Consider the following 23,160-nt stretch of genomic DNA (forward strand, 5'->3'; position numbering starts at 1 on the left):
CGGATCGGCAGCGGAAGGGGGTTCCGATGCTAGGCCGGTGGCGGCCCATGCCGTATGTGTCCAAAGGCATGGCCGCGCTTCGAGGCCGCCAGTGGCCAGATTGGGTCAAGCGGGCAGGGTGGTGCGCAGTTCGTCGTCGGCCAGCAGGCCGTATACCGCCGAATCGGACAGTTCGCCCTGGATGCGCCAGCGCTGCCGCAGCACGCCCTCCAGGTGGAAGCCCAGCCGTTCAAGCACGTGTGCCGAGGGCCGGTTGCGCGGGTCGACTTCGGCTTCCACGCGATGCAGGCGCAGGGTCTGGAACAGGTAGTCCAGCAGATGCTGCAGCGCTTCGTGCATGTAGCCCTGGCCTTGCCTGTCGGGGGCCAGAAGGTAGCCGATCTCGGCACGAGCGGCATCGCGATCCAGGGCGAACACCACGCAGATGCCCAGCAACGGGCCATCCAGCGTTTCGCGCACGGCCAGCTTGAGCTGGGTGCCGGTGGCCTGTGCCGCCAGGTCATCGTCGATCTGCGCGCGCGCTTCGGCCGGTCGTGTCCACGCCGGGTGGTTCCAGAACCGCATCACGTCCGGATCGGACTGGATCGCGAACAGGGCGGCCGCATCGTCGCGGCGGATCGGGCTCAGGACCAGGCGCGCGCTGTGCAGCGGCAGGCCCGGGAACAGCAGCGAGTGGCTGGCCAATACGATGGTCCACACAGATGGACGCGCATTATGGCGCCGCCGGGTTTGCCGATGGGGGCGTAATGCCAAGGGCACATGAACCGGCATTACCGGGCGATGGGGCCAGAGCCGTTTCCCTGCAGGAAACGGATCCGGCCCCGCGTCGGGTCAGACTTCCAGCGAAGCCAGATCGCCCTTGCTCTCCAGCCAGCCCTTGCGGTCGGAGGCGCGCTTCTTGGCCAGCAGCATGTCCATCAGCGAGCTCGTCTGCTCGCGATCGTCCACGGTCAGCTGCACCAGGCGGCGCGTATCCGGGTGGATGGTGGATTCACGCAGCTGCGGCGGGTTCATCTCGCCCAGGCCCTTGAAGCGGGTCACGTTGATGGCGCCCTTGATCTTCTCGCGTTCGATCTTGTCCAGCATCGAGCGCTTTTCTTCTTCATCCAGGGCGTAGAACACCTGCTTGCCCACGTCGATGCGGAACAGCGGCGGCATCGCCACGAACACGTGGCCGGCATCGACCAGCGCCGGGAAGTGCTTCAGGAACAGTGCGGTCAGCAGGGTTGCGATGTGCAGGCCGTCGGAGTCCGCGTCGGCCAGGATGATGACCTTGCCGTAACGCAGGCCGCTGATGTCGTCCTTGCCGGGGTCGCAGCCGATGGCGATGGCCAGGTTGTGTACTTCCTCCGAGGCCAGCACGCTGTTGGACGAGACTTCCCAGGTGTTCAGGATCTTGCCGCGCAACGGCATGATGGCCTGGAAGTCCTTGTCGCGGGCCTGCTTGGCACTGCCCCCTGCCGAGTCGCCTTCCACCAGGAACAGCTCGGTACGCGACAGGTCCTGGCTGATGCAGTCGGCCAGCTTGCCGGGCAGGGCCGGGCCCTGGGTGACCTTCTTGCGGACGACCAGCTTCTCGGTCTTCAGGCGTGCGCTGGCGCGCTCGATGGCGATCTGCGCGATTTTCTCGCCCAGCTCGACGTTCTGGTTCAACAGCAGGCTGAAGGCATCGTGGGCGGCGCCTTCAACGAAGCCGGCGGCCTGGCGCGAGGACAGGCGTTCCTTGGTCTGGCCACTGAACTGCGGGTCGGTCATCTTCAGCGACAGCACGAACGACACGCGGTCCCACACGTCTTCCGGGGCCAGCTTGACGCCGCGCGGCAGCAGGTTGCGGAAGTCGCAGAACTCGCGCAGCGCCTCGGTCAGGCCGGTACGCAGGCCGTTGACGTGGGTGCCGTGCTGGGCGGTGGGAATCAGATTGACGTAGCTTTCCTGCACCAGCTCGCCTTCCGGCAGCCAGGCCACGGCCCAGTCCACCACCTCGGTGTCCTTCTTCAGGTTGCCGACGAACAGGTCGGCCGGCAGCGATTCGCGTTCGCCCAGTTCCAGCTTCAGGTAATCGCGCAGGCCGTCTTCGTAGTACCAGGTGTCGACTTCACCGGTGGCCTCATCGGTCAGCTTGACCGTCAGGCCCGGGCACAGCACGGCCTTGGCGCGCAGCAGGTGCTTCAGCGCGCGCACCGCGAACTTGGGCGTGTCGAAGTATTTCGGGTCAGGCCAGAAGCGCACGCGGGTGCCGGTGTTCTTCTTGCCGACGCTGCCGATCACTTCCAGCGGCGTGGCGCGGTCGCCGTTGCGGAAGGTGATGCGGTGCTCGGCACCTTCGCGCTTGATGTGCACTTCCACCAGGGTCGACAGCGCATTGACCACGCTGACGCCGACGCCGTGCAGGCCGCCGGAGAAGGTGTAGTTGTTGTTGCTGAACTTGCCGCCCGCATGCAGGCGGGTGAGGATCAGCTCGACACCCGGGATCTTCTCTTCCGGGTGGATGTCCACCGGCATGCCGCGGCCGTCATCGCTGACCTCCACGCTGCCGTCCTTGTACAGGGTGATCTCGATCGAGCGCGCATGGCCGGCGAGGGCCTCGTCCACCGAGTTGTCGATCACTTCCTGCGCCAGGTGGTTCGGGCGCGCGGTGTCGGTATACATGCCGGGACGGCGCTTGACCGGGTCAAGGCCGGACAGGACTTCAATATCGGCGGCGTTATAACGGGCGTTCATCTGTCTTCGAAAGCTTGGAGCGACGGGCAAGTGTGGGGTCTGGCACGGGATTTTGCACGCCTGCGGTTCAGTCTCGGCGACGCAGAGGGGGTAAAATGGCAGCTGCTGGAATCTGAACACCGGCGACCCCCGTTGGGTCGAAACATCCAAGCCATACCGCGAGGAGGACCTCATGAAGAAGTTGCTGACCATTGCGATCCTGGCCGCTGCCGCCGTTGCAGTGCCGCTGGTGGTGGCGCAGAACGCCGGCCAGCCGGCCCCGCAGCAGGGTGACCAGGCCGACAAGGCGCAGGCCGAGGCCGATGCCAAGGCCAAGCGTCGGGCCCAGGCCAATGCCGAAATGAAGGCGCAGGGCCAGCCGGCCCCGCAGCAGGAAGAGGAAGAGGAAGCGCGCAAGAAGCGCTGATCCCGCCCCCTGCCAGGCGCCCTTGCGACAAGGGTTGCGCTCCGGAACGCCCCGCTTTGCGGGGCGTTTCTTTTTAGTGGCGTGCCATCTGCCTCTTGGGTTGGCGGCCATCAATCTGTAAACTATGGCTTTCCGGGAGTAAGTGCGTGTCCACCATTTGCGAATGGGCTGGAGCGGCCAAGCGTGGCTTCCAGCATGGCGGGTCGCAGGTGACGGTCGATTTGACCGGCACGGTCGCCCCGACCTCGCACGGTGGTCCCCGTCCGGCGCCTGCCGTCGCACGGATCCGCACCTCCCTCGCTGCCACAGCGAACCGGAAAACCCCCTCTGAGCACCATGCCTGCCCTCCGGGCGCGCGTGGTGCTGCCGTTTTCCATTTCCAGACAGGATGCTTGCAGCCATGACTCCCTTGATTTTCGTAACCGGCGGCGTGGTGTCCTCGCTCGGCAAAGGCATTGCCGCCGCGTCGCTGGCCGCCATTCTCGAAGCCCGTGGCCTGAAGGTCACGATGATGAAGCTCGACCCGTACATCAACGTCGACCCGGGCACCATGAGCCCGTTCCAGCACGGTGAGGTCTACGTCACCGACGACGGCGCCGAGACCGACCTCGACCTGGGCCACTACGAGCGCTTCGTGCGCACCCGCCTGAGCCGCAAGAACTCGGTCACCACCGGTCGTATCTACGAGAACGTGATCCGCAAGGAACGCCGCGGCGACTACCTGGGTGCGACCGTGCAGGTCATTCCGCACATCACCGACGAGATCCGCCGCTGCATCGACGAAGCCACCGAAGGCTACGACGTGGCGCTGGTGGAGATCGGCGGTACCGTCGGCGACATCGAGTCGCTGCCGTTCCTGGAGGCGATCCGCCAGGTGCGCACCGAGCGTGGCCCGGAGAAGGCACTGTTCATGCACCTCACCCTGGTGCCGTACATCGGCGCCGCCGGTGAGCTGAAGACCAAGCCGACCCAGCACTCGGTGAAGGAACTGCGCTCGATCGGCATCCAGCCGGACGTGCTGCTGTGCCGTTCGGAACAGGCCGTGCCGGATTCGGAGCGCCGCAAGATCGCCCAGTTCACCAACGTTTCCGAGCGCGCGGTGATCAGCGTGCCGGACGTGGATGTCCTGTACCGCATTCCGTCGGGCCTGCATGCGCAGGGCCTGGACGAGATCGTGGTCAACCAGCTGAAGCTGGCCGACAAGGCTGGCCCGGTCGATCTGTCGATGTGGGAAGACGCGGTCGATGCGACCCTGCACCCGCTGGACGAAGTGACCATCGCCGTGGTCGGCAAGTACGTCGACCACCAGGACGCCTACAAGTCGGTCGGCGAAGCACTCAAGCACGGCGGCCTGCGCCAGCGCACCAAGGTCAACCTGAAGTGGCTGGAAGCACAGGACCTGGAAGGCACCGACATGGCCGCACTGGCCGATGTCGACGGCATCCTGGTGCCGGGTGGCTTCGGTGACCGTGGTTTCGAAGGCAAGGTGCTGACCTCGAAGTTCGCCCGCGAGCAGCACGTGCCGTACTTCGGCATCTGCTACGGCATGCAGGCGGCCGTCGTCGATTACGCCCGCAACGTGGTCGGCCTGGAAGGTGCCAACAGCACCGAGAACGACCGCCAGTCGCCGAACCCGGTGATCGGCCTGATCACCGAATGGCGTACGGCAACCGGCGACGTCGAAAAGCGTGATGACAAGAGCGACCTCGGTGGCACCATGCGCCTGGGCCTGCAGGAACAGCGCCTGAAGCCGGGCACGCTGGCCCGTGAGCTGTACGGCAAGGACGTGGTTGCCGAGCGCCACCGCCACCGCTACGAGTTCAACAACCGCTACCGCACCCAGCTGGAGGATGCAGGCCTGGTGATCGCCGGCAAGTCGATGGATGACACCCTGGTGGAAGTGGTGGAGCTGCCGCGCGATGCGCACCCGTGGTTCCTGGCCTGCCAGGCGCACCCGGAATTCCTGTCCACGCCGCGTGACGGCCACCCGCTGTTCATCGGTTTCATCCGTGCCGCACGCGAGCGCAAGGCCGGCGGCAAGCTGCTGCAGGAAGCCCGCGCCTGACTTGTGATGGGGGCCGCCGGCCCCCATCTTGCACGCTTCAACCCCCAGCGCACCGGCCCGGCCGGTGCCGCGGACAACAAGGAAACGCCATGAAACTGTGTGGATTCGAGGTCGGGCTGGACCAGCCCCTGTTCCTGATCGCCGGCCCCTGCGTGATCGAGTCGATGCAGCTGCAGCTCGATACCGCCGGCAAGTTGAAGGAAGTCACCGACAAGCTCGGCGTCAACTTCATCTTCAAGTCCAGCTTCGACAAGGCCAACCGCACTTCGGGCACCGCATTCCGCGGCCCGGGCATGGAAGAGGGCCTGAAGGTCCTGGCCGAGGTCAAGAAGCAGATCGGCGTGCCGGTGCTGACCGACGTCCACGAATACACCCCGATGGATGAAGTGGCCTCGGTGGTGGACGTGCTGCAGACCCCGGCGTTCCTGGTCCGCCAGACCGACTTCATCCGCAAGGTGTGCTCGGCCGGCAAGCCGGTCAACATCAAGAAGGGCCAGTTCCTGGCGCCGTGGGACATGAAGCCGGTCGTGGAAAAGGCCAAGGCCACCGGCAACGAGCAGATCATGGTCTGCGAACGCGGTGCCAGCTTCGGCTACAACAACCTGGTCAGTGACATGCGTTCGCTGGCGGTGATGCGCGATACCGGTTGCCCGGTGGTGTTCGACGCCACCCATTCGGTGCAGCTGCCGGGTGGGCAGGGCACCAGTTCCGGTGGCCAGCGTGAGCACGTGCCGGTGCTGGCCCGCGCCGCCGTGGCGGTGGGCATCTCCGGCCTGTTCGCCGAAACCCATCCGGACCCGTCCAAGGCGCTGTCCGATGGCCCCAATGCATGGCCGCTGGACCAGATGGAAGCGCTGCTCGAGACCCTGATGGAACTCGATGCGGTGACCAAGAAGCACGGCTTTTCGCGCTTCGCGTGAGTCGTGACCCGTGGCTGGCGCTGGAAACCCAGCGTCACCGCCGGCACTGGAAACAGTGGCCCTGGGGCCTGATCGCACTGGGTCTGGCCGTGCTGTTCACCGTGGGCATGTTCGGGCTGGTACTGATCGGCGCTGCGTCGGTGCGGCCCCCCGGTGATGGCAGCAGTGCGCTCGATCTGCGGGCGTACTTCATTGCGCTGCTGGTGGCGGAGCTGCTCGGTGCGGTGGGATGCGTTGCTGCCGCTGTGCTGGCCTGGCGGCTGAATCGCGGCAAGGTCACGGCTGGCCTGGCGATCATCCTGCTCTCGCTGTGGCTGGGCGCCCTGTTCTACGGATTGCTCTGATGAATACGACCACATCGGCGCGTGGCTGGCCCTGGGGCCTGATCGCGCTGGGGCTGTCCGTGTTGACCTGGATCGCCCTGGTGGTGGGCGTGCTGGCCTTCACGTCCGGTTTCCGGCCGCCGGGGGATGGAAACAACGGCGTGCAGGCCACGCAGTGGTGGCTGCTGGGCGCGCTGGTCACGATGGTGCTGTCCTTCCTGGGCAGTCCGGTGGCGATGGTGCTGGCCTGGCGACGGCGGCGTGGCCCCATCCTGGCAGCGATTGCCGGTGCATTGCTGGTGATGCTGGTGTCGATGATCCTGATCGTGATCGGGTCCAGTTGGGGCTGAAGCCGCCCACGCCATTTGGCAAGTGGCGGGCAGCCGGGGATAATCACGCGGCATTCGTTTTGTCGCCCCCTCTCCATACAGGTAACCGGCCCGACCATGAGTACGATCCGCAGCATCCACGCCCGTGAAATCCTCGACAGCCGTGGCAACCCCACGCTGGAAGCCGAAGTCATCCTGGAGGACGGTTCGTTCGGTCGTGCCGCGGTTCCCTCCGGCGCCTCGACCGGCACCAAGGAAGCGGTCGAGCTGCGTGACGGCGACAAGACCCGTTACCTGGGCAAGGGCGTGCGCAAGGCTGTCGACAACGTCAACACCACCATCGCCAATGCGCTGAAGGGCTTCGAAGCCACCGACCAGGCCGGCCTCGACCGTCGCCTGATCGACCTCGACGGCACCGAGAACAAGGGTCGCCTGGGCGCCAACGCGCTGCTGGGTGTTTCGATGGCCGCCGCGCACGCCGCCGCTGCATCGAACAAGCAGGCGCTGTGGCAGTACCTTGCCGCCAAGACCGGCGTGACCCCGTCGCTGCCGGTGCCGATGATGAACATCATCAACGGCGGCGCGCACGCCGACAACAACGTCGACTTCCAGGAGTTCATGGTGCTGCCGGTCGGCTTCACCTCGTTCTCCGAAGCGCTGCGCGCGGGCACCGAAATCTTCCATTCGCTGAAGTCGGTGCTGAAGGGCCACGGCCTGAGCACGGCGGTCGGCGACGAAGGCGGCTTCGCACCGGACTTCCGCAGCAACGTCGAGGCGCTCGACACCATCCTCGAAGCGATCGGCAAGGCTGGCTACACCGCCGGTGAAGACGTGCTGCTGGGCCTGGACGTCGCCTCCAGCGAATTCTTCGAAAACGGCAAGTACAACCTGGTCGGCGAGAACAAGCGCCTGACCTCCGAGCAGTTCGTCGACTTCCTCGCCGACTGGGCCGCGCAGTACCCGATCATCACGATTGAAGATGGCCTGGCCGAGAACGACTGGGCCGGCTGGAAGCTGCTGACCGACCGCATCGGCAAGAAGGTGCAGCTGGTTGGCGACGACCTGTTCGTGACCAACCCGAAGATCTTCCAGGAAGGCATCGACTCGGGCACCGCCAACGCGATCCTGATCAAGGTCAACCAGATCGGCACGCTCAGCGAAACCCTGGAAGCGATCGCGATGGCCGACCGCGCCGGCTATGCCGCCGTCGTCTCGCACCGTTCGGGCGAAACCGAAGACACCACCATTGCCGATATCTCGGTGGCCACCACCGCCACCCAGATCAAGACCGGTTCGCTGTGCCGCAGCGATCGCGTGGCCAAGTACAACCAGCTGCTGCGCATCGAGGAAGCCCTCGGCGCCGGCGCGCGTTACGCCGGTCGTGACGCGTTCGTTTCGCTGAAGCGCTGAGCCGATGCGCGACTGGCGCTGGATGCTGCTGGTGCTGGCCCTGCTGCTGGGCTGGCTGCAGTACCGCTTCTGGTTCGGTCCGGGCAACTCGGGTGAAGTGATGATGCTCGAAGCCCAGGTCGCCAACCAGGAGCGGGACAATGAGGGTCTGCAGCAGCGCAACGACGCGCTCGCTGCCGAAGTGAAGGACCTCAAGGAAGGCCAGTCCGCCATCGAGGAACGCGCGCGCAGCGAGCTGGGCATGATCAAGCCTGGCGAGAAGTTCTACCGCGTGGTCGAGGATGCGCCGGTCCACCCGGCGCAGCCTGCTGCCGGCGTCACTGCCCAGGCGGGCGAACACCCGGCAGACGTGCCATGAGCGCGGCGATCTGGGTCGTTGTTCCTGCGGCCGGCCGTGGCACCCGCTTCGGTGCACCGCTGCCCAAGCAGTACCTGCAGGCGGGCGGGCAGATCCTGCTCGCCCACACACTGGACGCGCTGCTGGCGCACCCCGCCGTGGCCGGAGCGATGGTGGTGATCGGCCAGGACGACGCCGACTGGCCGGGCTGGAATGAGTGGTCGGGCAAGCCGGTGCTGACCTGCATCGGCGGCGCGACCCGTGCCGCCTCGGTGCTGGCCGGGTTGCAGGCGCTGCCGGACACCGTGCGTGCCGATGAATTCGTGCTGGTTCACGATGCTGCACGGCCGAACCTGTCGTTGGCCGATCTCGGTCGTCTGCTTGAAGTCGGTCGTGCCGACCCGGTCGGGGCGATCCTGGCTGCGCCGGTGCGCGACACCCTCAAGCGCGCTGGCGACGACGGCGGCATCGATGGCACCGAGCCACGCGAGCGCCTGTGGCGCGCACTGACGCCGCAGCTGTTCCGCCGCCACCAGCTCAGCCGCGCGCTGTCTGACGCTGCGGCCGCCGGTGTTGACGTCACCGACGAGGCCATGGCCATGGAGCGCCAGGGCCAGCGCCCGCTGCTGGTGGAAGGCAGCGAGGACAACTTCAAGGTCACCACTCCGGCCGATCTGGACCGGTTCGAATTCGTACTTTCCCGCCGCGCCGGCTGACCGTCCGCGCGGCCCTGTTGCAAGGGTTGCATCCATGAGCACCGCACCGTTCCCGCCCGTCCGCATCGGCCAGGGCTACGACGTCCATGCCTTCGGTGAAGGCGACCACATCATGCTTGGCGGCGTGAACGTGCCGCACAGCTGCGGCGTGCTCGCACACAGCGATGGCGACGTGATCCTGCACGCCCTGTGCGATGCGATGCTCGGCGCGTTGGCGCTGGGCGATATCGGCCAGCATTTCCCGCCGAGTGACGACCGCTGGAAGGGCGCCGACAGCAGTGATTTCGTTCGCCATTGCGACAGCCTGCTGCGCGAGCGTGGCTGGCGCGTCGGCAACACCGACATCACCGTGATCTGCGAGCGGCCGAAGGTCGGTCCGCATGCGCTGGCGATGCGTGAGCGCATCGGTGGGTTGCTGCAGTTGCCGCTGGATGCGGTCAGCGTCAAGGCCACCACGTCTGAGAAGCTGGGCTTCACCGGCCGTGGCGAAGGCATCGCCGCACAGGCGGTGGTACTGCTGGTGGCGGCATGATCCCGCTGCCGTTGGCGTTTGGTGCACCGTTGCTGACGGCGCGCATCCGCACCACGCCGGACGATTTCCAGGTTGACGAACTGCCGGCCTTCGAGGCCACCGGTGAAGGCGAGCACCTGCTGCTGCACATCCGCAAGCGCGGCGCCAACACCGTGCATGTGGCCAAGGTGCTGGCCAAGTGGGCGGGCCTGCCGGAAATGGCGGTGAGCTACGCCGGCATGAAGGATCGCCATGCGGTCACCACCCAGCGTTTCAGCGTGCACCTGCCCAAGCGCATTGCGCCGGACCTGGCCGAGCTGGCCAGTGACGAGATCGAAGTGCTCGAAGCCACCTGGCACAACCGCAAGCTGCAGCGCGGTGCACTGGCAGGCAACCGCTTCAAGCTGGTGCTGCGTGAAGTGCAGGGCGATGCCGCAGCGATCAGCGAACGCTTGCAGCAGATTGCCGAGCGCGGCCTGCCGAACTGGTTTGGCGAGCAGCGCTTTGGCCGCGACGGCGGCAATGTGCCAGCGGCACTGGCGATGTTCGGGGGGCGCCGCATGCGCAAGGAACAGCGATCGCTGCTGCTGTCAGCCGCTCGTTCGGCGCTGTTCAACCGCGTGCTGGCCGCGCGCGTGGAGCAGGGCAACTGGGACCAGCCGCTGGAAGGCGAAGTCTGGATGCTCAATGGCAGCCGCAGCGTGTTCGGTCCCGAGCCGTACACCGACGTGCTGGCCGAGCGCCTGGCGCGTTTCGACATCCATCCCAGCGCGCCGCTGTGGGGTGAAGGCGAGCTGCGCAGCACCGATGCGGCACGCGAGCTGGAGCTGGCCGCGCTGGACGACGAGGAATCGAAGGCGCTGCGGGCCGGCCTGGAAGACGCGCGCCTGAAGCAGGAGCGCCGCGCGCTGCGCCTGCGCCCGGCGCTGCTGCAGCACCAGTGGCTGGCCGAAGACGTGCTGGAGCTGTCATTCGCGCTGCCGCCAGGCTGCTACGCCACCGCCGTACTGCACGAACTCGGCCCCGTCGAGGACGCCTCGCAGGCCTGACAGAAAAAGGGGACCAGAAAAAGGGGACGGAGGGAATTAAGTCGTTTGTGCCACAAACGACTTAATTCCCTCCGTCCCCTTTTTCATCTACGGGCCAGCAGCACCAGCACCGCGCCGGTGCCGCCTTGTCCGGTCGGCGCCGAATGGAACGCCAGTACGTCGTTGCGCAGCCGCAGCAGGCGATCGACCAGATTCTTCAGCACCGGTGCACCGCCATCGGACTGCAGGCCCTTGCCGTGGATGATGCGCACGCAGCCATAGTCGTGTGCATGCGCTTCCAGCAGGAACTGGCGCAGCAGCGCCTCCGCCTGCGACGCAGTGGCGCCGTGCAGGTCCAGCTCGTCCTGCACCGAGTACTGGCCACGCTTGAGGCGCTGGAACAAGCGTGGTGGCAGGTTGTCGCGGCGATAGCTGGCCACGTCGCCGGCTTCCAGCGGCGTGCTGTCGCGCAGCAGCCGGGCGAATTCGCCGGCGGCTTCGGCCTCGTCACGTTCGGCCATGCGCGCGCGCGGCTTCGGCCGGGGCGCGGCAGGCGCCGGCTCGGCATCCTTGCGCAGCGGCGTCACTTCGCCGATGGCCGCACGGAACAATGCGGCCGGATCTTCGTCTTCAGGGTGCGACATGCGCACAGGGTAAACCGCCGGCGCATCTCTGCCTATGACGGTTCGATGTCGGTCATGACCGCCGACAGGGTAGGACCGGCGGCTCGCATGCGGCACAATAGACGATGCCCTTGCAGGGTCGACGGCTTCCGCAGGGGAGTACGGCGGTCCCGCCCACACTGCACGGTGACGGAATCGAATTCTTGGAAAATCAAGCGGTTAAATCGAAGATGCGAATCCTGGTCAGTAACGACGATGGCGTCGACGCCGCAGGCATCCGGATGCTTGCTTCGGTGCTGCGCGAGGCCGGACACGAAGTCACGGTGGTCGCGCCCGACCGTGATCGCTCCGGCGCCAGCAATTCGCTGACCCTGGACCTGCCGATCCGCCTCAAGCGCATCGACCATTACACCGTCTCGGTGGCCGGCACTCCGACCGACTGCGTGCACCTGGCGCTGACCGGGCTGCTCGAGTTCGAACCGGACATTGTCGTGTCCGGCATCAACAATGCCGCCAACCTCGGCGATGACGTGATCTACTCCGGCACCGTCTCGGCGGCGATGGAAGGTCGCTTCCTCGGGCTGCCGGCGGTGGCGGTCTCGCTGGTTACCCGCAACCACGATCCGAAACATTTCGAGACCGCCGCGCGCGCTGCGGTGGAGATCGTTGCCCGGCTCAAGGCCGATCCGTTGCCGGCTGACACCATCCTCAACGTCAACGTGCCTGATCTGCCGTGGAGCGAGGTCAGGGGCTTCGAGGTCACCCGCCTCGGCAACCGCCATCGCGCCGAAGGCTGCATCGCGCAGAAGGACCCGCGCGGCAACGAGGTGTACTGGATCGGCCCGGCCGGCCGTGAGCAGGACTCCGGCCCCGGTACCGACTTCCATGCGGTGCGCACCGGGCATATCTCGATCACCCCGATCCAGGTGGACCTGACCCGCTACCAGGCACTGGAGAAAGTGGCCAGCTGGGTCGGCGGCCTCAGTGCCGCGCTGGACCAGCCGGCATGAGTCCACGCCTGCGCCTGCAACCGGAAGCCGTCGGTATCGGCATGACCTCGCAGCGTGTGCGTGACCGCCTGGTCGACCGCCTGCGCGAAGCCGGCATCGTTGACGAGCCGACCTTGAATGCGATCCGGGTGGTGCCGCGCCATCTGTTCATCGACGAGGCACTGGCCTCGCGTGCGTATGAAGACACCGCGCTGCCGATCGGCCACGGCCAGACCATCTCGCAGCCCTGGGTGGTCGCGCGGATGACCGAGGCGGTCCTCCAGGTCGCGCCGAAACGGGTGCTGGAAGTCGGCACCGGTTCCGGTTACCAGGCCGCCATCCTCGGTGCGCTGGGCCTGGAGGTCTACACCGTGGAGCGCATCGGTGATCTGCTGCGGCAGGCCCGCAAGCGCTTCCGTGCACTGGGCATGAACATCCGCACCAAGCATGACGACGGTCGCGTCGGCTGGGCCGAGCACGGTCCATTCGATGCCATCGTGGTCACTGCGGCGGCGCCGGCACTGGTCGACGCCCTGATCGAGCAACTGGCCGAGGGCGGCCGCCTGGTGGCGCCGGTCGGTGGCCCCGGGGCGCAGTCGCTGGTACAGCTGGACCGCAAGGCCGACGGCAGCATCGAACAACACGTGCTGGCGCCGGTCACGTTCGTGCCGCTGCTGTCTGGCATGCTCGACTAATCCACGGAGCAGGGTTGCATGAAGATTTTCGGGCCGCTGTACGAGCGGGCGATGAAGTGGGCGGCGCACGAACGCGCGCCCACCTACCTGACGGTGTTGAGCTTCTTCGAGGCGATCATCTTCCCGGTGATGCCGGAGGTGATGCTGGCGCCGATGTGCGTGGCCCAGCCCAAGCGCGGTTGGTGGTTCGCCACCCTGAGCCTGGCCGGCTCGATGGTCGGTGCACTGGTTGGCTACGCGCTGGGTCATTACGCCTTCGAGGCGATCAAGCCGTTGTTCGAAGCGCTGGGCATGCTGCCGGCCATCGAGCAGGGCATCACCACCGTGCAGGCGAAGATGGCCGAGTCGCCGTGGGCAGTGTTCACCTTCCTGGTGCTGGGCGGATTCATGCCCATCCCGATGAAGGTCTTCACGTGGGCATCGGGTATCGTCGGTGTACCGATGCCGCAGTACCTGTTGAGCATGCTGATCGGTCGTGGCAAGCGCGTGTTCGTGCTGGCTGCGGTCATCCGTATCGGTGGTGCGCGTGCTGAAGCGGCACTGCGTCGCTGGATTGAACCGCTGGGCTGGATCGCCACCGCGCTGGTGGTGGTGCTGATCGCCTGGCTTGTATGGAGGTCGAAGTTCGCATGAGTCCTGATCGTCTGAGCAAGGGAGTGCGCATCGGCGCGCTGGCGTTGCTGGTTTCCACCCTGGCCGCCTGCGGCACCGCCACCGTGGTTCGTCCTGGTGGTGGCAGCACCGGCGGCGGTGTGACCACGCCGAAGACCTCGGTACCCAAGCCGGGGCAGACCGTGGTGGTGCGCAAGGGCGACACCATCTATGCGCTGGCCCGCATCCATGACATCACCCCGGGCGACCTGATTGCCTGGAACAGCCTGGACAACCCCTCGACGATCTATCCGGGGCAGGTGATCCGGCTGTATCCGGCCGGTGCCAGCGGCGGTCGCGCGCCCACCACGGTGGTCACCCCGCCGCGTTCCGGTGGCAGCAGTGGCGGCAGTACCACGCCGGCCCCGGCGCCGGTCGGTCCGGTGAAGAGCAACATCGCCTGGCGCTGGCCGGCTGATGGCGCCATCGTTGGCCGCTACGTGGCTGGTGATGCGACCAAGCAGGGCGTTGACATCGCCGGCACCAGCGGCCAGGCGGTCAAGGCCACCGCCAATGGCGTGGTGGTGTATTCCGGCGCCGGCCTGGTCGGCTACGGCGAGCTGATCATCATCAAGCACAGCGACCAGTGGCTGTCGGCCTATGGCCACAACCGCAAGCGCCTGGTGAATGAAGGCCAGAGCGTGAAGGCCGGTGAGCAGATCGCCGAAATGGGCCGTACCGGTGCGAACCGCGACATGGTCCACTTCGAGATTCGCTACAACGGCAAGCCGGTCGACCCGCAGCAGTACCTGCCGGCACGCTGATCGTCAGATGCGATAGCGCCGGGCCATGCCCGGCGTTCCTGGCCCGTAGAGGCGAGCCATGCTCGATCCGGGTACCGCAGAGTGGTCATTTGCGATCTTGTGTGTCGCAGGCTCACCTTCACGGCGGACGGGATACCCGGCATTCTTGAGCGGTCCCAGTCAATCCGGTGCCCCATGCTCCGTCCTGCTTCCACTCTCGCGTTGCTCATCGTCGCGCCGCTGGCCTCCGCAGCCAGCGATCCGCGCGACGTGGTCACCCGTCTTTACGCGGCCGTCCAGGCGCCGGCTTCGGACGAAGCGACCATTCCGCCGTTGCTGGGCGATGCGCTGCGCTCAGCCATCGATGCGCAGCGCGCTTACGAGCGGGCCTGTGCGGTGCTGGCCGCGCATGACGAGAAGCCGCACATGTTGGACCAGAGCCCGTATCTCATGGCGCCGGATCGGCCGGAAACGGTAAAGGTGGGGCTGCCCGCGACGAGCGGCGATGGCAGTTGGGTGCTCGTCGAAATGGCGATAGGCGACTATCGCTGGACCGACCGTGTCCTGCTGCAAAGGCAGGGTCAGGACTGGAAGGTCATGGACATCCGCTGGGGCCAGGGCGGCAACCTGATCGGGCGGCTGAAGCAGTTCTCGGCCTTCCGCTGCACCGCTTCTGGCGGCTAGCGCCGGGGCGCGCCCGACGCCTCGACCTCAGCCTTCCAGAATGAAAGCGGCCGCGACCTTGCGGCCTTCGCCCGCCAGGATGTTGAAGGTGCGCGCGGCGGCCGGATTGTTCATCACTTCCAGGCCGATGCCGCGTGACAGGCAGGCAGCCATCACCACTGCCGGCGGGAATACCTGGCGGTCACCCGTGCCGAGCACGATCAGCGCCGGATTCAGCGCCAGGATCGGCTCCAGGTCAGCCACCTGCAGCGCAGTGGCGCTCACCACCGGCCATTGCGAGACCAGCTGGTCCGGGGTCAGGAAGAAACTGCTGCCCAGCGCCTGGTCATTCACCTTGGCCGAGCGGCCATCGGCGGCACGGAGGCTATAGGCGTAATCCGGCGGTTCGTGGTTCAGCTGCATGGCAGTAGGGCGATCAGCCGCGCGGCAGCACGATCTGGCGCTGTTCCTTGCTCGGGCGGTACAGCACGGCGACGTGGCCGATGCGCTGCACCAGCGCGCTTTCTGTGGCTTCGACGATCTCGCCGATCATCACGTCACGGGCGTCGCGGTCTTCAGCAGCGACCTTCACCTTGACCAGCTCGTGGCGCTCCAGCACTTCGTTCAGCTCAGCGATGAAGGCCGGGGTCACACCCTTGCCGCCGGTCTGCAGCAGGGCCTTCAGGTCGTGGGCTTGGCCGCGCAGGAAACGGGTCTGGGAGGCGGTCAGGGCGATGGACATGCAGGAAAACACGGTTGAATGGGGCGATCAGGGTATCATGAGGACCCCATCAGCCCCTATTTTCAATGGCTACCCGCAGCAAAAGCAGCCAGCGCTGGCTCAAGGAACACTTCTCCGACCCCTTCGTGAAGAAGGCCCAGGCCGAAGGCATGCGCTCGCGCGCCGCCTACAAGCTCGAAGAGCTGCTGGAACGTGACCGGTTGCTGAAGCCGCACATGGTGGTGGTCGACCTCGGTGCCGCCCCGGGCGGCTGGTCTCAGCAGGTGCGGAGACAGATCGGCGACACCGGTCGCGTGCTGGCGCTGGACATCCTGGACATGCCGCCGCTGGCCGGCGTGGAGTTCCTTCATGGTGACTTCAGGGAAGAAGCCGTTCTATCGCAGTTTGAAGCCATGCTCGGGGATCAGCCGGTAGACCTTGTGCTGTCGGACATGGCCCCCAATAAGAGTGGTGTAGGCGCGGTCGACCAGCCGCGGATGATGCACCTGGCGGAGCTGGCCCTGGATTTTGCCGACAACCACCTGAAGACCGGTGGGGCGTTCCTGATCAAGCTGTTCCAGGGTGAGGGCTTTGACGACTACGTGCGCGACATGCGCCGCCGGTACGACAAGGTCTCCATCCGCAAGCCGGAAGCGTCGCGCAAGCGCTCTCCCGAGGTGTATGCCTTGGGTCAGGGAAAACGCGCCCACATGAAGTAAGCTCGCAACGTACGCAAGTTCGACCCCAACGCAACGCCAGCACTGAGAGGAACACCGGAGCCAATGAGGATGAACGACTTGACCAAGAACCTCCTGCTGTGGGTGGTCGTCGCCGTCGTGCTGATGGTGGTCTTCCAGAGCTTCTCGCCGAAGTCCTCCGGGGCCGGCGCGCAGGGCGCGTCTTACTCGCAATTCCTGGACCAGGTGGACAGCGGCAACGTGCAGAAGGTCGCCTTTGGCGGCGACATGCGTGGCGGCACCAGCCAGCTGACCTACACCACCCGCGGTGGTCAGTCCTCCACCATCACCGCGCCGTTCGATCGTGACCTGATCAACGTGCTGCGTACCAAGAACGTGGAGATCGTGCAGGAGGAGCCGTCCAGCGGCATTTCCCTCGGCGCGATCCTGATGAATTTCCTGCCGGTCATCCTGATCATCGGCTTCTGGTTGTTCATCATGCGCCAGATGCAGGGCGGTGGCGGCGGTGCCAAGGGCGCGATGTCCTTCGGCAAGTCGCGCGCCAAGCTGCAGGGCGAAGACCAGATCAAGGTCACCTTCGCCGACGTCGCCGGCTGCGACGAGGCCAAGGAAGAAGTGGGCGAACTGGTCGACTTCCTGCGCGACCCGTCCAAGTTCACCAAGCTGGGCGGCAAGATTCCGCGCGGCGTGCTGATGGTGGGCCCGCCGGGTACCGGCAAGACGCTTCTGGCCAAGGCCATCGCCGGCGAAGCCAAGGTGCCGTTCTTCTCGATCTCCGGTTCGGACTTCGTGGAAATGTTCGTCGGCGTCGGCGCCAGCCGCGTGCGTGACATGTTCGAGCAGGCCAAGAAGCACGCGCCGTGCATCATCTTCATCGACGAAATCGACGCCGTCGGCCGCCACCGTGGCGCCGGCCTGGGCGGCGGTCACGACGAGCGCGAGCAGACCCTGAACCAGCTGCTGGTCGAGATGGACGGTTTTGAAGGCGGCGAAGGCGTGATCGTGATCGCTGCGACCAACCGTCCGGACGTGCTGGACCCGGCGCTGCTGCGCCCGGGCCGTTTCGACCGCCAGGTCGTGGTCGGCCTGCCGGACGTGAAGGGCCGCGAGCACATCCTCAAGGTCCACATGCGCAAGCTGCCGCTGGCTGACGACGTCGAGCCGATGGTGATCGCGCGTGGTACCCCGGGCTTCTCCGGTGCGGACCTGGCCAACCTCTGCAACGAGGCGGCCCTGTTCGCCGCGCGTGGCAACGAGAAGGAAGTCCGCATGGACCACTTCGACCGTGCCCGCGACAAGATCCTGATGGGTGCCGAGCGCCGCTCGATGGCCATGAGCGAGGACGAGAAGACCCTGACCGCGTACCACGAGGCCGGCCACGCCATCGTCGGCCGCCTGGTGCCCGAGCACGACCCGGTCTACAAGGTGACCATCATTCCGCGCGGCCGCGCGCTGGGTGTGACCATGTACCTGCCGGAAGGCGACAAGTACTCGATGAACCGCGTGGCGATCCAGTCGCAGCTGTGCTCGCTGTACGGCGGCCGCGTCGCTGAAGAGCTGATCTTCGGCGAGGACAAGGTCACCACCGGCGCCTCCAACGACATCGAGCGTGCCACCAAGATGGCCCGCAACATGGTCACCAAGTGGGGCCTGTCCGAGCAGCTCGGCCCGATCGCCTATGGCGAAGAGGACGACGAGGTGTTCCTGGGCCGTTCGGTGACCCAGCACAAGAGCGTGTCCAACGACACGGCGCGCCGGATCGACGAGGAAGTGCGCAACATCCTCGACAAGGCCTACGCCCGCACGACCCAGCTGCTGACCGAGAACATCGACAAGCTGCACGCGATGTCGCAGCTGCTGCTGCAGTACGAGACCATCGACGCGCCGCAGATCGACGCGATCATGGAAGGCCGCGATCCGCCGCCGCCGGCGGGCTGGAGCAAGTCGAACAAGGATGGCGGCAACGACAAGGGCGGCGACGCCCGTCCGCTGCCGCCGATCGCAGGCCCGGCCGAATCGCACTGACGGCCCGCTGCAGGTGACACCAGGCGAGGCCGGGGCAACCCGGCTTCGTTGTTTCCGGGCCACTGGCCCATCCCGAAGATCCGATCTGACGCTGGAGCCCGCATGTCCGCCCCGAAGCCCGAACCGATTTCCCACACTGCCGAAATGGTGATCGCCACCGTGGTCGGCGTGGGTGTGGGCCTGGGGGCCGACAACCTGCTGCTGGGCTGCGTGGTGGGCATCGGAGTCGGCATCGTGCTGAGCATTGCCAAGACCCTGTACGTGGACCGCAAGCGCCGCCGCCGTTGAGGGGGTGTCGGCAGGGCTGCGCCCTGCACCCGTGGTAGTGCCGGCCGCTGGCCGGCAACCTCAACAGCAACAGCAACAGCAACAGCGGGCTTTCCGTAGGATGGCGGGGCGGTGTCGGAGTGCGGGGGCGCTGCAAGTACGTCCCTGTAAGCTTGGCAGCCGCTTGCTCGCGTGCGCATTCCTGCGCACACGGCAAGACCGGGGTTGGGCGTCCTGCCCAACCCGCCCGAGGCATGCCTCGGGCCCATGCGGCTGACACCCCGCCATCCGACACCGCCCCACCTCTGACAGATTCCGGGAGCTGTTGGTAGGTGTCGACCTTGGTCGACACATCTGTCAGATATCGATGTACAAGAATGGGGTCAGATCCGTTTTCCGTAGGAAAACGGATCTGACCCCAAGAGTCACTCCGGCAGCTCGCGAGCAACTGTCGAAGGCGGGGTGGGTCCGGTTGCGGGAGTGTCCGCGGCATGGATGCCGCGGCCAAGCCCCCATGGTGAAGTGACCCCCGAGACTTGGACGGGGTCAGGCGGCCGATTGGGCCTGCTCCCGGTACTTTACCGGGCTCAGACCTTTCAGTTTCAGTTTGATGCGTTCTTCGTTGTAGTACTGGATGTATTCCACCAGCCCAGCCTCCAGACTCTCGAGGCTGTCAAAGCTGTTCAGGTAGAAGAATTCCGACTTCAGCGTTCCAAAGAAGCTCTCCATCGCCGCATTGTCCAGGCAGTTGCCGCGCCGGGACATGCTTTGCTTCAACGAGTGCTTTTCCAGCATGTGCCGGTAGTTTTCATGCTGGTACTGCCAGCCCTGGTCGGAGTGGATCATGGGGCGCTCATCCGGGGAAAGCTTCTTGATGGCCTCCTCCAGCATTTGACCCACCAGATCAAATACGGGCCGACGCTTGATCTGATAAGCCACGATTTCGCCGTTGTAGAGGTCCATGATCGGCGACAGGTATAGCTTCATGCCCTGCACCTTGAACTCGGTCACGTCAGTCACCCACTTCTGGTTGGGCCGCTCGGCATGGAACTGGCGATTGAGGTCATTGCCAACCACAACATTGGCCGCCCCCTTGAAGGCCTGGTAGCGCTTCACACGCACCCGCGATTTCAGCCCCATCTCCCCCATCAGGCGCTGAACCCGCTTGTGATTGGTCCGATGACCCTGATTGGCTAATTCCAGCGTCACCGTGCGATAGCCATAGCGCCCTTGGCTTTGATCGTAGATTGCACGGATGCGCTCGCACAGGGCTGCCTCATCCTGATCCGGATGGGCCAGGACATGGTTCTGGTAATAGAACGTACTGCGTGACAGCTCAGCTGCTTCGAGCAGAAGCGACAGCGTATGAACCTGCCTCAATCCTTGGACGGCTTGCGCTTTGCGTCCTGCGCCGCCTGCTCTTCCCGGATCAAGGCATCGAGTTTTTTTAGGTAGTCGGTCTCCGCACGCAGATAGGCGACTTCCTTGAGCAGCTCATCGCGGCTCATATCTTCAGGCGGCTTGGACGAACGGGTCTTCTTCATCGGCTTTCGGGGCGGCGGCGGAGGGGGTGCCAACGCTTGGGCACCGCCTTGAGCATACAGGCGCCGCCATCGCCCCACCGCGCCGGCATCGCCAATTTGAAAGTAGGTGGTGGCCTCGCGCCCGGACAGGCCGTCCTGGCTCATCTTCTCCAGGACAGCCAGCTTGAACGGGAGGTCATAGGACCGGGCCTGGCGATGAAATCCCCGCCAACCATGCAGCCGATAGGTCGCCACCCAGCGCCTGACCGTGGAGAACTCCAGGCCGTGGCGACGGGCAATGGCTTTGACCGATGTGGAGGTCTTGCAGGCCTCTTTGGCGACCTGCAGTTTGAAACGCGCGTCGTATTTGTTCATGTATCCCTCGGGGTTGGATCTAGCGTCCAACTCCCGGGGGTCACTTCATGGATGGGTTCACGGCGTCTCCCGCAACCGGACCCACCCCGCCATTCCTCAGCAAACCTGCTGTTGCTCCGGCTATTGCTGTTGCCTCTGCGGGTGCAGGGCGCCGCCCTGCCGAACTAAACTACCCGCCGTTGTCCCTGCAGGATTGCCCATGTTCGATACCTCGCCCCAGCTCGATTGCGCCGGCCGCATCCTGCGCCTCGACCGTGCCCGGGTCATGGGCATCGTCAACGTCACCCCGGATTCGTTCTCCGATGGCGGCGCGCACGACACTACCGAGGCCGCGGTCGCACATGGCCTGAAGCTGGTCGAGGAGGGTGCGGACCTGCTCGATATTGGCGGCGAATCGACCCGCCCGGGCGCCGCGCCGGTATCGATCGAGGACGAGCTGCGCCGCGTGATTCCGGTGATCGAGCAGCTGGCCGCCCGAACCCAGGTTCCGATCAGCATCGACACCTTCAAGCCGGAGGTGATGCGTGCGGCCGTGGCCGTCGGCGCGGGCATGATCAATGACATCTACGGCCTGCGCCAGGAAGGGGCGCTGGACGCCGCCGCTGCAACCGGCGTGCCGGTGGTGCTGATGCACATGCAGGGCGAGCCGGGCCACATGCAGGCTGACCCACACTACGATGACGTGGTCGCCGAGGTGCACCGTTTCCTGGTGCAGCGCCTGTTCGCTGCAGAAATGGCCGGCATCGCGAAGAAGAACCTGCTGATCGATCTCGGTTTCGGCTTCGGCAAGACCACCGCCCACAACATGACCCTGCTGGCGCGCTCCGAGCGCTTCCTGGAACTGGGCGTGCCGATGCTGGCCGGCTTGTCGCGCAAGCGCAGCCTGGGGGAACTGACCGGCCGCGACACGCCGTCCGAACGCGTGGCGGCTTCGGTGGCCGCGCACCTGATTGCGGTGCAGCGTGGTGCGCGCATCGTGCGCGTGCATGACGTGGCGGCCACCGTCGATGCGCTGAAGATCTGGCAAGCAGTCGAGGCGGTGCCGACGCCGCGCGCCGACGCCACGCCGACGATCCGCTGGCCGGACGAAGACTGATGGGCATCGACCGGCGGCCACTGGCGATCGCCGTGATGGGGCCGACCGCCAGTGGCAAGACCGCCACCGCGATCGCCCTGGCGAAGCAGCTGGATGGCGAGATCGTCAGCGTCGATTCGGCGCTGGTGTACCGCCACCTGGATATCGGTTCGGCCAAGCCCGATGCGGCAGAGCGTGCGCAGGCGCCGCACCATCTGCTGGACCTGCGCGATCCCTGGCAGACCTACTCGGCAGCCGAATTCGCCGCCGATGCCGGTCGGGTCGTGGCCGACATCGTGGCACGCGGCAAGATGCCGATCCTGGCCGGTGGCACTGGCCTGTACTTCCGCGCCCTGTTGCAGGGCCTGTCGCCGATGCCCGAGGCCGATCCGGCGACGCGCGAAGCGCTCAGCGCCGAGGCGGCCGAGCGTGGCTGGGCGGCGCTGCACGCAGAGTTGGCCAAGGTCGATCCAGCAGCAGCGGCACGCATCCATGCCACCGACCCGCAGCGCATCCAGCGGGCGCTGGAGGTCTATCGCCTGACCGGCACCCCCATCACTGAATGGCAGCGCCGGCCGGGCGTGGCGCCGTTGCCGGTGCGCACCCTCAAGCTGATCCTGGCGCCGCGTGACCGCGCGGTGCTGCACCAGCGCATCGAGGCGCGCTTCGACGCCATGCTGGCGCAGGGCTTCCTGGACGAGGTGCGGGCACTGCGTGCAATGCCGGAAATGGCCGCCGTGACGGCGCCGCTGGACCTGCCGGCGGTGCGCGCGGTTGGCTATCGCCAGGCCTGGGAATACCTGGACGGGGAGGGTGATGCCGCCCGTTTCCGTGACAAGGCGATCTTCGCCACCCGGCAGCTGGCCAAGCGCCAGCTGACCTGGCTGCGCGGCGAGCTTGATGCGCGCTGGTTCGACCCCCATGTCGATGGGGAGCGCCTGGCCGGCGCGGTGTCGACCTTCGTCGCACGCTGAACCCCCGCCAGCCGTGTAACATCATCGGTCGGCGGGCGGCTCGGGGGCCGTGGCAACCGTCGGCAACCCAATAAGAACAATAATCAGGAGTGTGCAATGTCCAAGGGGCAATCGCTGCAGGATCCTTTCTTGAACGCACTGCGGCGCGAGCGCGTGCCGGTTTCGGTGTACCTGGTCAACGGCATCAAGCTGCAGGGCACGATCGAGTCGTTCGACCAGTTCGTGGTCCTGCTGCGCAACACGGTCAGTCAGATGGTCTACAAGCACGCCATTTCCACGGTCGTTCCGGCACGCAACGTGAAGGTCGGTCCGGGCGGTGGTTACGTGCAGTCGGGTGAAGGTGGTCAGGCAGGTGATGAAGCAGACGAGTAA

The 23,160-nt window shown here is 66.1% G+C and carries 27 protein-coding genes; 21 read left to right on the top strand and 6 right to left on the bottom strand.

What is annotated here, in order from left to right:
• Nucleotides 1-105: 105 nt before the first annotated feature.
• Nucleotides 106-684, bottom strand: a complete 579-nt coding sequence (locus MG068_RS07375; protein WP_107432345.1) for a GNAT family N-acetyltransferase — start codon at nt 682-684, stop codon at nt 106-108.
• 147 nt (nt 685-831) lie between these two features.
• Nucleotides 832-2,721 carry a DNA topoisomerase IV subunit B gene (gene parE / locus MG068_RS07380; protein WP_132809781.1) on the bottom strand — a complete coding sequence of 630 codons (1,890 nt, stop codon included), beginning with the start codon at nt 2,719-2,721 and terminating at the stop codon, nt 832-834.
• 172 nt (nt 2,722-2,893) lie between these two features.
• Here parE and MG068_RS07385 point away from each other — a divergent pair, with 172 nt between their 5' ends.
• The 10 genes from MG068_RS07385 to truD all read left to right on the top strand — a co-directional run bounded on the left by MG068_RS07385 (nt 2,894) and on the right by truD (nt 10,787).
• Nucleotides 2,894-3,127, top strand: a complete 234-nt coding sequence (locus MG068_RS07385; RefSeq protein WP_005416022.1) for a hypothetical protein — start codon at nt 2,894-2,896, stop codon at nt 3,125-3,127.
• Nucleotides 3,128-3,527: 400 nt separating this feature from the next.
• Nucleotides 3,528-5,192, top strand: a complete 1,665-nt coding sequence (gene pyrG / locus MG068_RS07390) for a CTP synthase (protein WP_014036735.1) — start codon at nt 3,528-3,530, stop codon at nt 5,190-5,192.
• An 89-nt stretch (nt 5,193-5,281) separates the two neighbouring features.
• Nucleotides 5,282-6,112, top strand: coding sequence for a 3-deoxy-8-phosphooctulonate synthase (kdsA, locus tag MG068_RS07395; protein ID WP_014036736.1), 831 nt, complete (start codon nt 5,282-5,284; stop codon nt 6,110-6,112).
• The gene (locus MG068_RS07400) at nt 6,109-6,456 is read left to right on the top strand and encodes a hypothetical protein (protein ID WP_107432320.1); all 348 of its coding nucleotides are present in this window, start codon (nt 6,109-6,111) and stop codon (nt 6,454-6,456) included. Before kdsA ends, MG068_RS07400 begins: the two co-directional genes overlap by 4 nt.
• Complete coding sequence (locus MG068_RS07405) at nt 6,456-6,785, top strand: hypothetical protein (RefSeq protein WP_049400376.1); 330 nt, start codon at nt 6,456-6,458, stop codon at nt 6,783-6,785. Before MG068_RS07400 ends, MG068_RS07405 begins: the two co-directional genes overlap by 1 nt.
• Before the next feature lie 96 nt (nt 6,786-6,881).
• Nucleotides 6,882-8,174: a phosphopyruvate hydratase gene (eno, locus tag MG068_RS07410; RefSeq protein WP_032130116.1), complete on the top strand. Its 1,293-nt coding sequence runs from the start codon at nt 6,882-6,884 to the stop codon at nt 8,172-8,174.
• 4 nt (nt 8,175-8,178) lie between these two features.
• The gene (ftsB, locus tag MG068_RS07415) at nt 8,179-8,532 is read left to right on the top strand and encodes a cell division protein FtsB (protein WP_032130117.1); all 354 of its coding nucleotides are present in this window, start codon (nt 8,179-8,181) and stop codon (nt 8,530-8,532) included.
• Nucleotides 8,529-9,227, top strand: a complete 699-nt coding sequence (gene ispD / locus MG068_RS07420; RefSeq protein ID WP_049400377.1) for a 2-C-methyl-D-erythritol 4-phosphate cytidylyltransferase — start codon at nt 8,529-8,531, stop codon at nt 9,225-9,227. Before ftsB ends, ispD begins: the two co-directional genes overlap by 4 nt.
• A 34-nt stretch (nt 9,228-9,261) precedes the next feature.
• Entirely contained in the window at nt 9,262-9,759 is a 498-nt protein-coding gene (gene ispF, locus MG068_RS07425) for a 2-C-methyl-D-erythritol 2,4-cyclodiphosphate synthase (RefSeq protein WP_005409005.1), read from the top strand.
• Complete coding sequence (truD, locus tag MG068_RS07430; RefSeq protein WP_132809782.1) at nt 9,756-10,787, top strand: tRNA pseudouridine(13) synthase TruD; 1,032 nt, start codon at nt 9,756-9,758, stop codon at nt 10,785-10,787. The genes ispF and truD overlap by 4 nt, the downstream gene beginning before the upstream one ends.
• Before the next feature lie 83 nt (nt 10,788-10,870).
• Here the strand turns inward: truD and MG068_RS07435 are convergent, their stop codons facing one another.
• Complete coding sequence (locus MG068_RS07435; protein ID WP_032130120.1) at nt 10,871-11,410, bottom strand: Smr/MutS family protein; 540 nt, start codon at nt 11,408-11,410, stop codon at nt 10,871-10,873.
• Between the two features lie 209 nt (nt 11,411-11,619).
• Here MG068_RS07435 and surE point away from each other — a divergent pair, with 209 nt between their 5' ends.
• From surE to MG068_RS07460, 5 genes are all read left to right on the top strand, one after another.
• A complete protein-coding gene (surE, locus tag MG068_RS07440; RefSeq protein WP_132809783.1) occupies nt 11,620-12,399 on the top strand; it encodes a 5'/3'-nucleotidase SurE in 780 nt (259 codons plus the stop codon).
• Nucleotides 12,396-13,073 (top strand): protein-L-isoaspartate(D-aspartate) O-methyltransferase, encoded by a 678-nt coding sequence (locus MG068_RS07445; RefSeq protein WP_010485977.1) that lies wholly within the window; start codon nt 12,396-12,398, stop codon nt 13,071-13,073. The genes surE and MG068_RS07445 overlap by 4 nt, the downstream gene beginning before the upstream one ends.
• An 18-nt stretch (nt 13,074-13,091) precedes the next feature.
• On the top strand, nt 13,092-13,706 hold the full coding sequence (locus MG068_RS07450) for a YqaA family protein (RefSeq protein WP_014036746.1): 615 nt from the start codon (nt 13,092-13,094) through the stop codon (nt 13,704-13,706).
• On the top strand, nt 13,703-14,488 hold the full coding sequence (locus tag MG068_RS07455) for a peptidoglycan DD-metalloendopeptidase family protein (RefSeq protein WP_107432324.1): 786 nt from the start codon (nt 13,703-13,705) through the stop codon (nt 14,486-14,488). Before MG068_RS07450 ends, MG068_RS07455 begins: the two co-directional genes overlap by 4 nt.
• 174 nt (nt 14,489-14,662) lie before the next feature.
• Nucleotides 14,663-15,151, top strand: coding sequence for a hypothetical protein (locus MG068_RS07460; protein WP_107432325.1), 489 nt, complete (start codon nt 14,663-14,665; stop codon nt 15,149-15,151).
• 27 nt (nt 15,152-15,178) lie between these two features.
• Here the strand turns inward: MG068_RS07460 and MG068_RS07465 are convergent, their stop codons facing one another.
• Together MG068_RS07465 and yhbY are read right to left on the bottom strand one after the other, a co-directional pair.
• Entirely contained in the window at nt 15,179-15,553 is a 375-nt protein-coding gene (locus MG068_RS07465; RefSeq protein WP_049421498.1) for an Mth938-like domain-containing protein, read from the bottom strand.
• 13 nt (nt 15,554-15,566) lie between these two features.
• The gene (gene yhbY / locus MG068_RS07470; protein ID WP_004152868.1) at nt 15,567-15,872 is read right to left on the bottom strand and encodes a ribosome assembly RNA-binding protein YhbY; all 306 of its coding nucleotides are present in this window, start codon (nt 15,870-15,872) and stop codon (nt 15,567-15,569) included.
• A gap of 65 nt (nt 15,873-15,937) precedes the next feature.
• Here yhbY and rlmE point away from each other — a divergent pair, with 65 nt between their 5' ends.
• The 3 genes from rlmE (at nt 15,938) to MG068_RS07485 (ending at nt 18,862) form a co-directional block, all read left to right on the top strand.
• Nucleotides 15,938-16,570, top strand: a complete 633-nt coding sequence (rlmE, locus tag MG068_RS07475; protein WP_005409014.1) for a 23S rRNA (uridine(2552)-2'-O)-methyltransferase RlmE — start codon at nt 15,938-15,940, stop codon at nt 16,568-16,570.
• 69 nt (nt 16,571-16,639) lie between these two features.
• Nucleotides 16,640-18,574: an ATP-dependent zinc metalloprotease FtsH gene (ftsH, locus tag MG068_RS07480; RefSeq protein ID WP_005409015.1), complete on the top strand. Its 1,935-nt coding sequence runs from the start codon at nt 16,640-16,642 to the stop codon at nt 18,572-18,574.
• Nucleotides 18,575-18,676: 102 nt separating this feature from the next.
• Complete coding sequence (locus MG068_RS07485) at nt 18,677-18,862, top strand: hypothetical protein (protein ID WP_005409016.1); 186 nt, start codon at nt 18,677-18,679, stop codon at nt 18,860-18,862.
• Nucleotides 18,863-19,387: 525 nt separating this feature from the next.
• On the opposite strand, the gene MG068_RS07495 is transcribed toward MG068_RS07485, so the two are convergent.
• Nucleotides 19,388-20,739 (bottom strand): IS3-like element ISStma2 family transposase gene (locus tag MG068_RS07495; RefSeq protein WP_132809301.1). Its coding sequence is split into 2 segments (ribosomal slippage): nt 19,388-20,292 and nt 20,292-20,739, totalling 1,353 coding nucleotides; the frame shifts between segments, so codons are not numbered across the junction.
• Between the two features lie 199 nt (nt 20,740-20,938).
• Between MG068_RS07495 and folP the strand changes: the two genes are divergently transcribed.
• From folP to hfq, 3 genes are all read left to right on the top strand, one after another.
• Nucleotides 20,939-21,835, top strand: a complete 897-nt coding sequence (folP, locus tag MG068_RS07505; RefSeq protein WP_132809785.1) for a dihydropteroate synthase — start codon at nt 20,939-20,941, stop codon at nt 21,833-21,835.
• Complete coding sequence (miaA, locus tag MG068_RS07510) at nt 21,835-22,788, top strand: tRNA (adenosine(37)-N6)-dimethylallyltransferase MiaA (RefSeq protein WP_132809786.1); 954 nt, start codon at nt 21,835-21,837, stop codon at nt 22,786-22,788. The genes folP and miaA overlap by 1 nt, the downstream gene beginning before the upstream one ends.
• A gap of 96 nt (nt 22,789-22,884) precedes the next feature.
• The gene (hfq, locus tag MG068_RS07515; RefSeq protein WP_004152891.1) at nt 22,885-23,160 is read left to right on the top strand and encodes an RNA chaperone Hfq; all 276 of its coding nucleotides are present in this window, start codon (nt 22,885-22,887) and stop codon (nt 23,158-23,160) included.

It is taken from the genome of Stenotrophomonas sp. ASS1 (genome assembly GCF_004346925.1).
GTDB classification, from domain to species: domain Bacteria; phylum Pseudomonadota; class Gammaproteobacteria; order Xanthomonadales; family Xanthomonadaceae; genus Stenotrophomonas; species Stenotrophomonas maltophilia_A.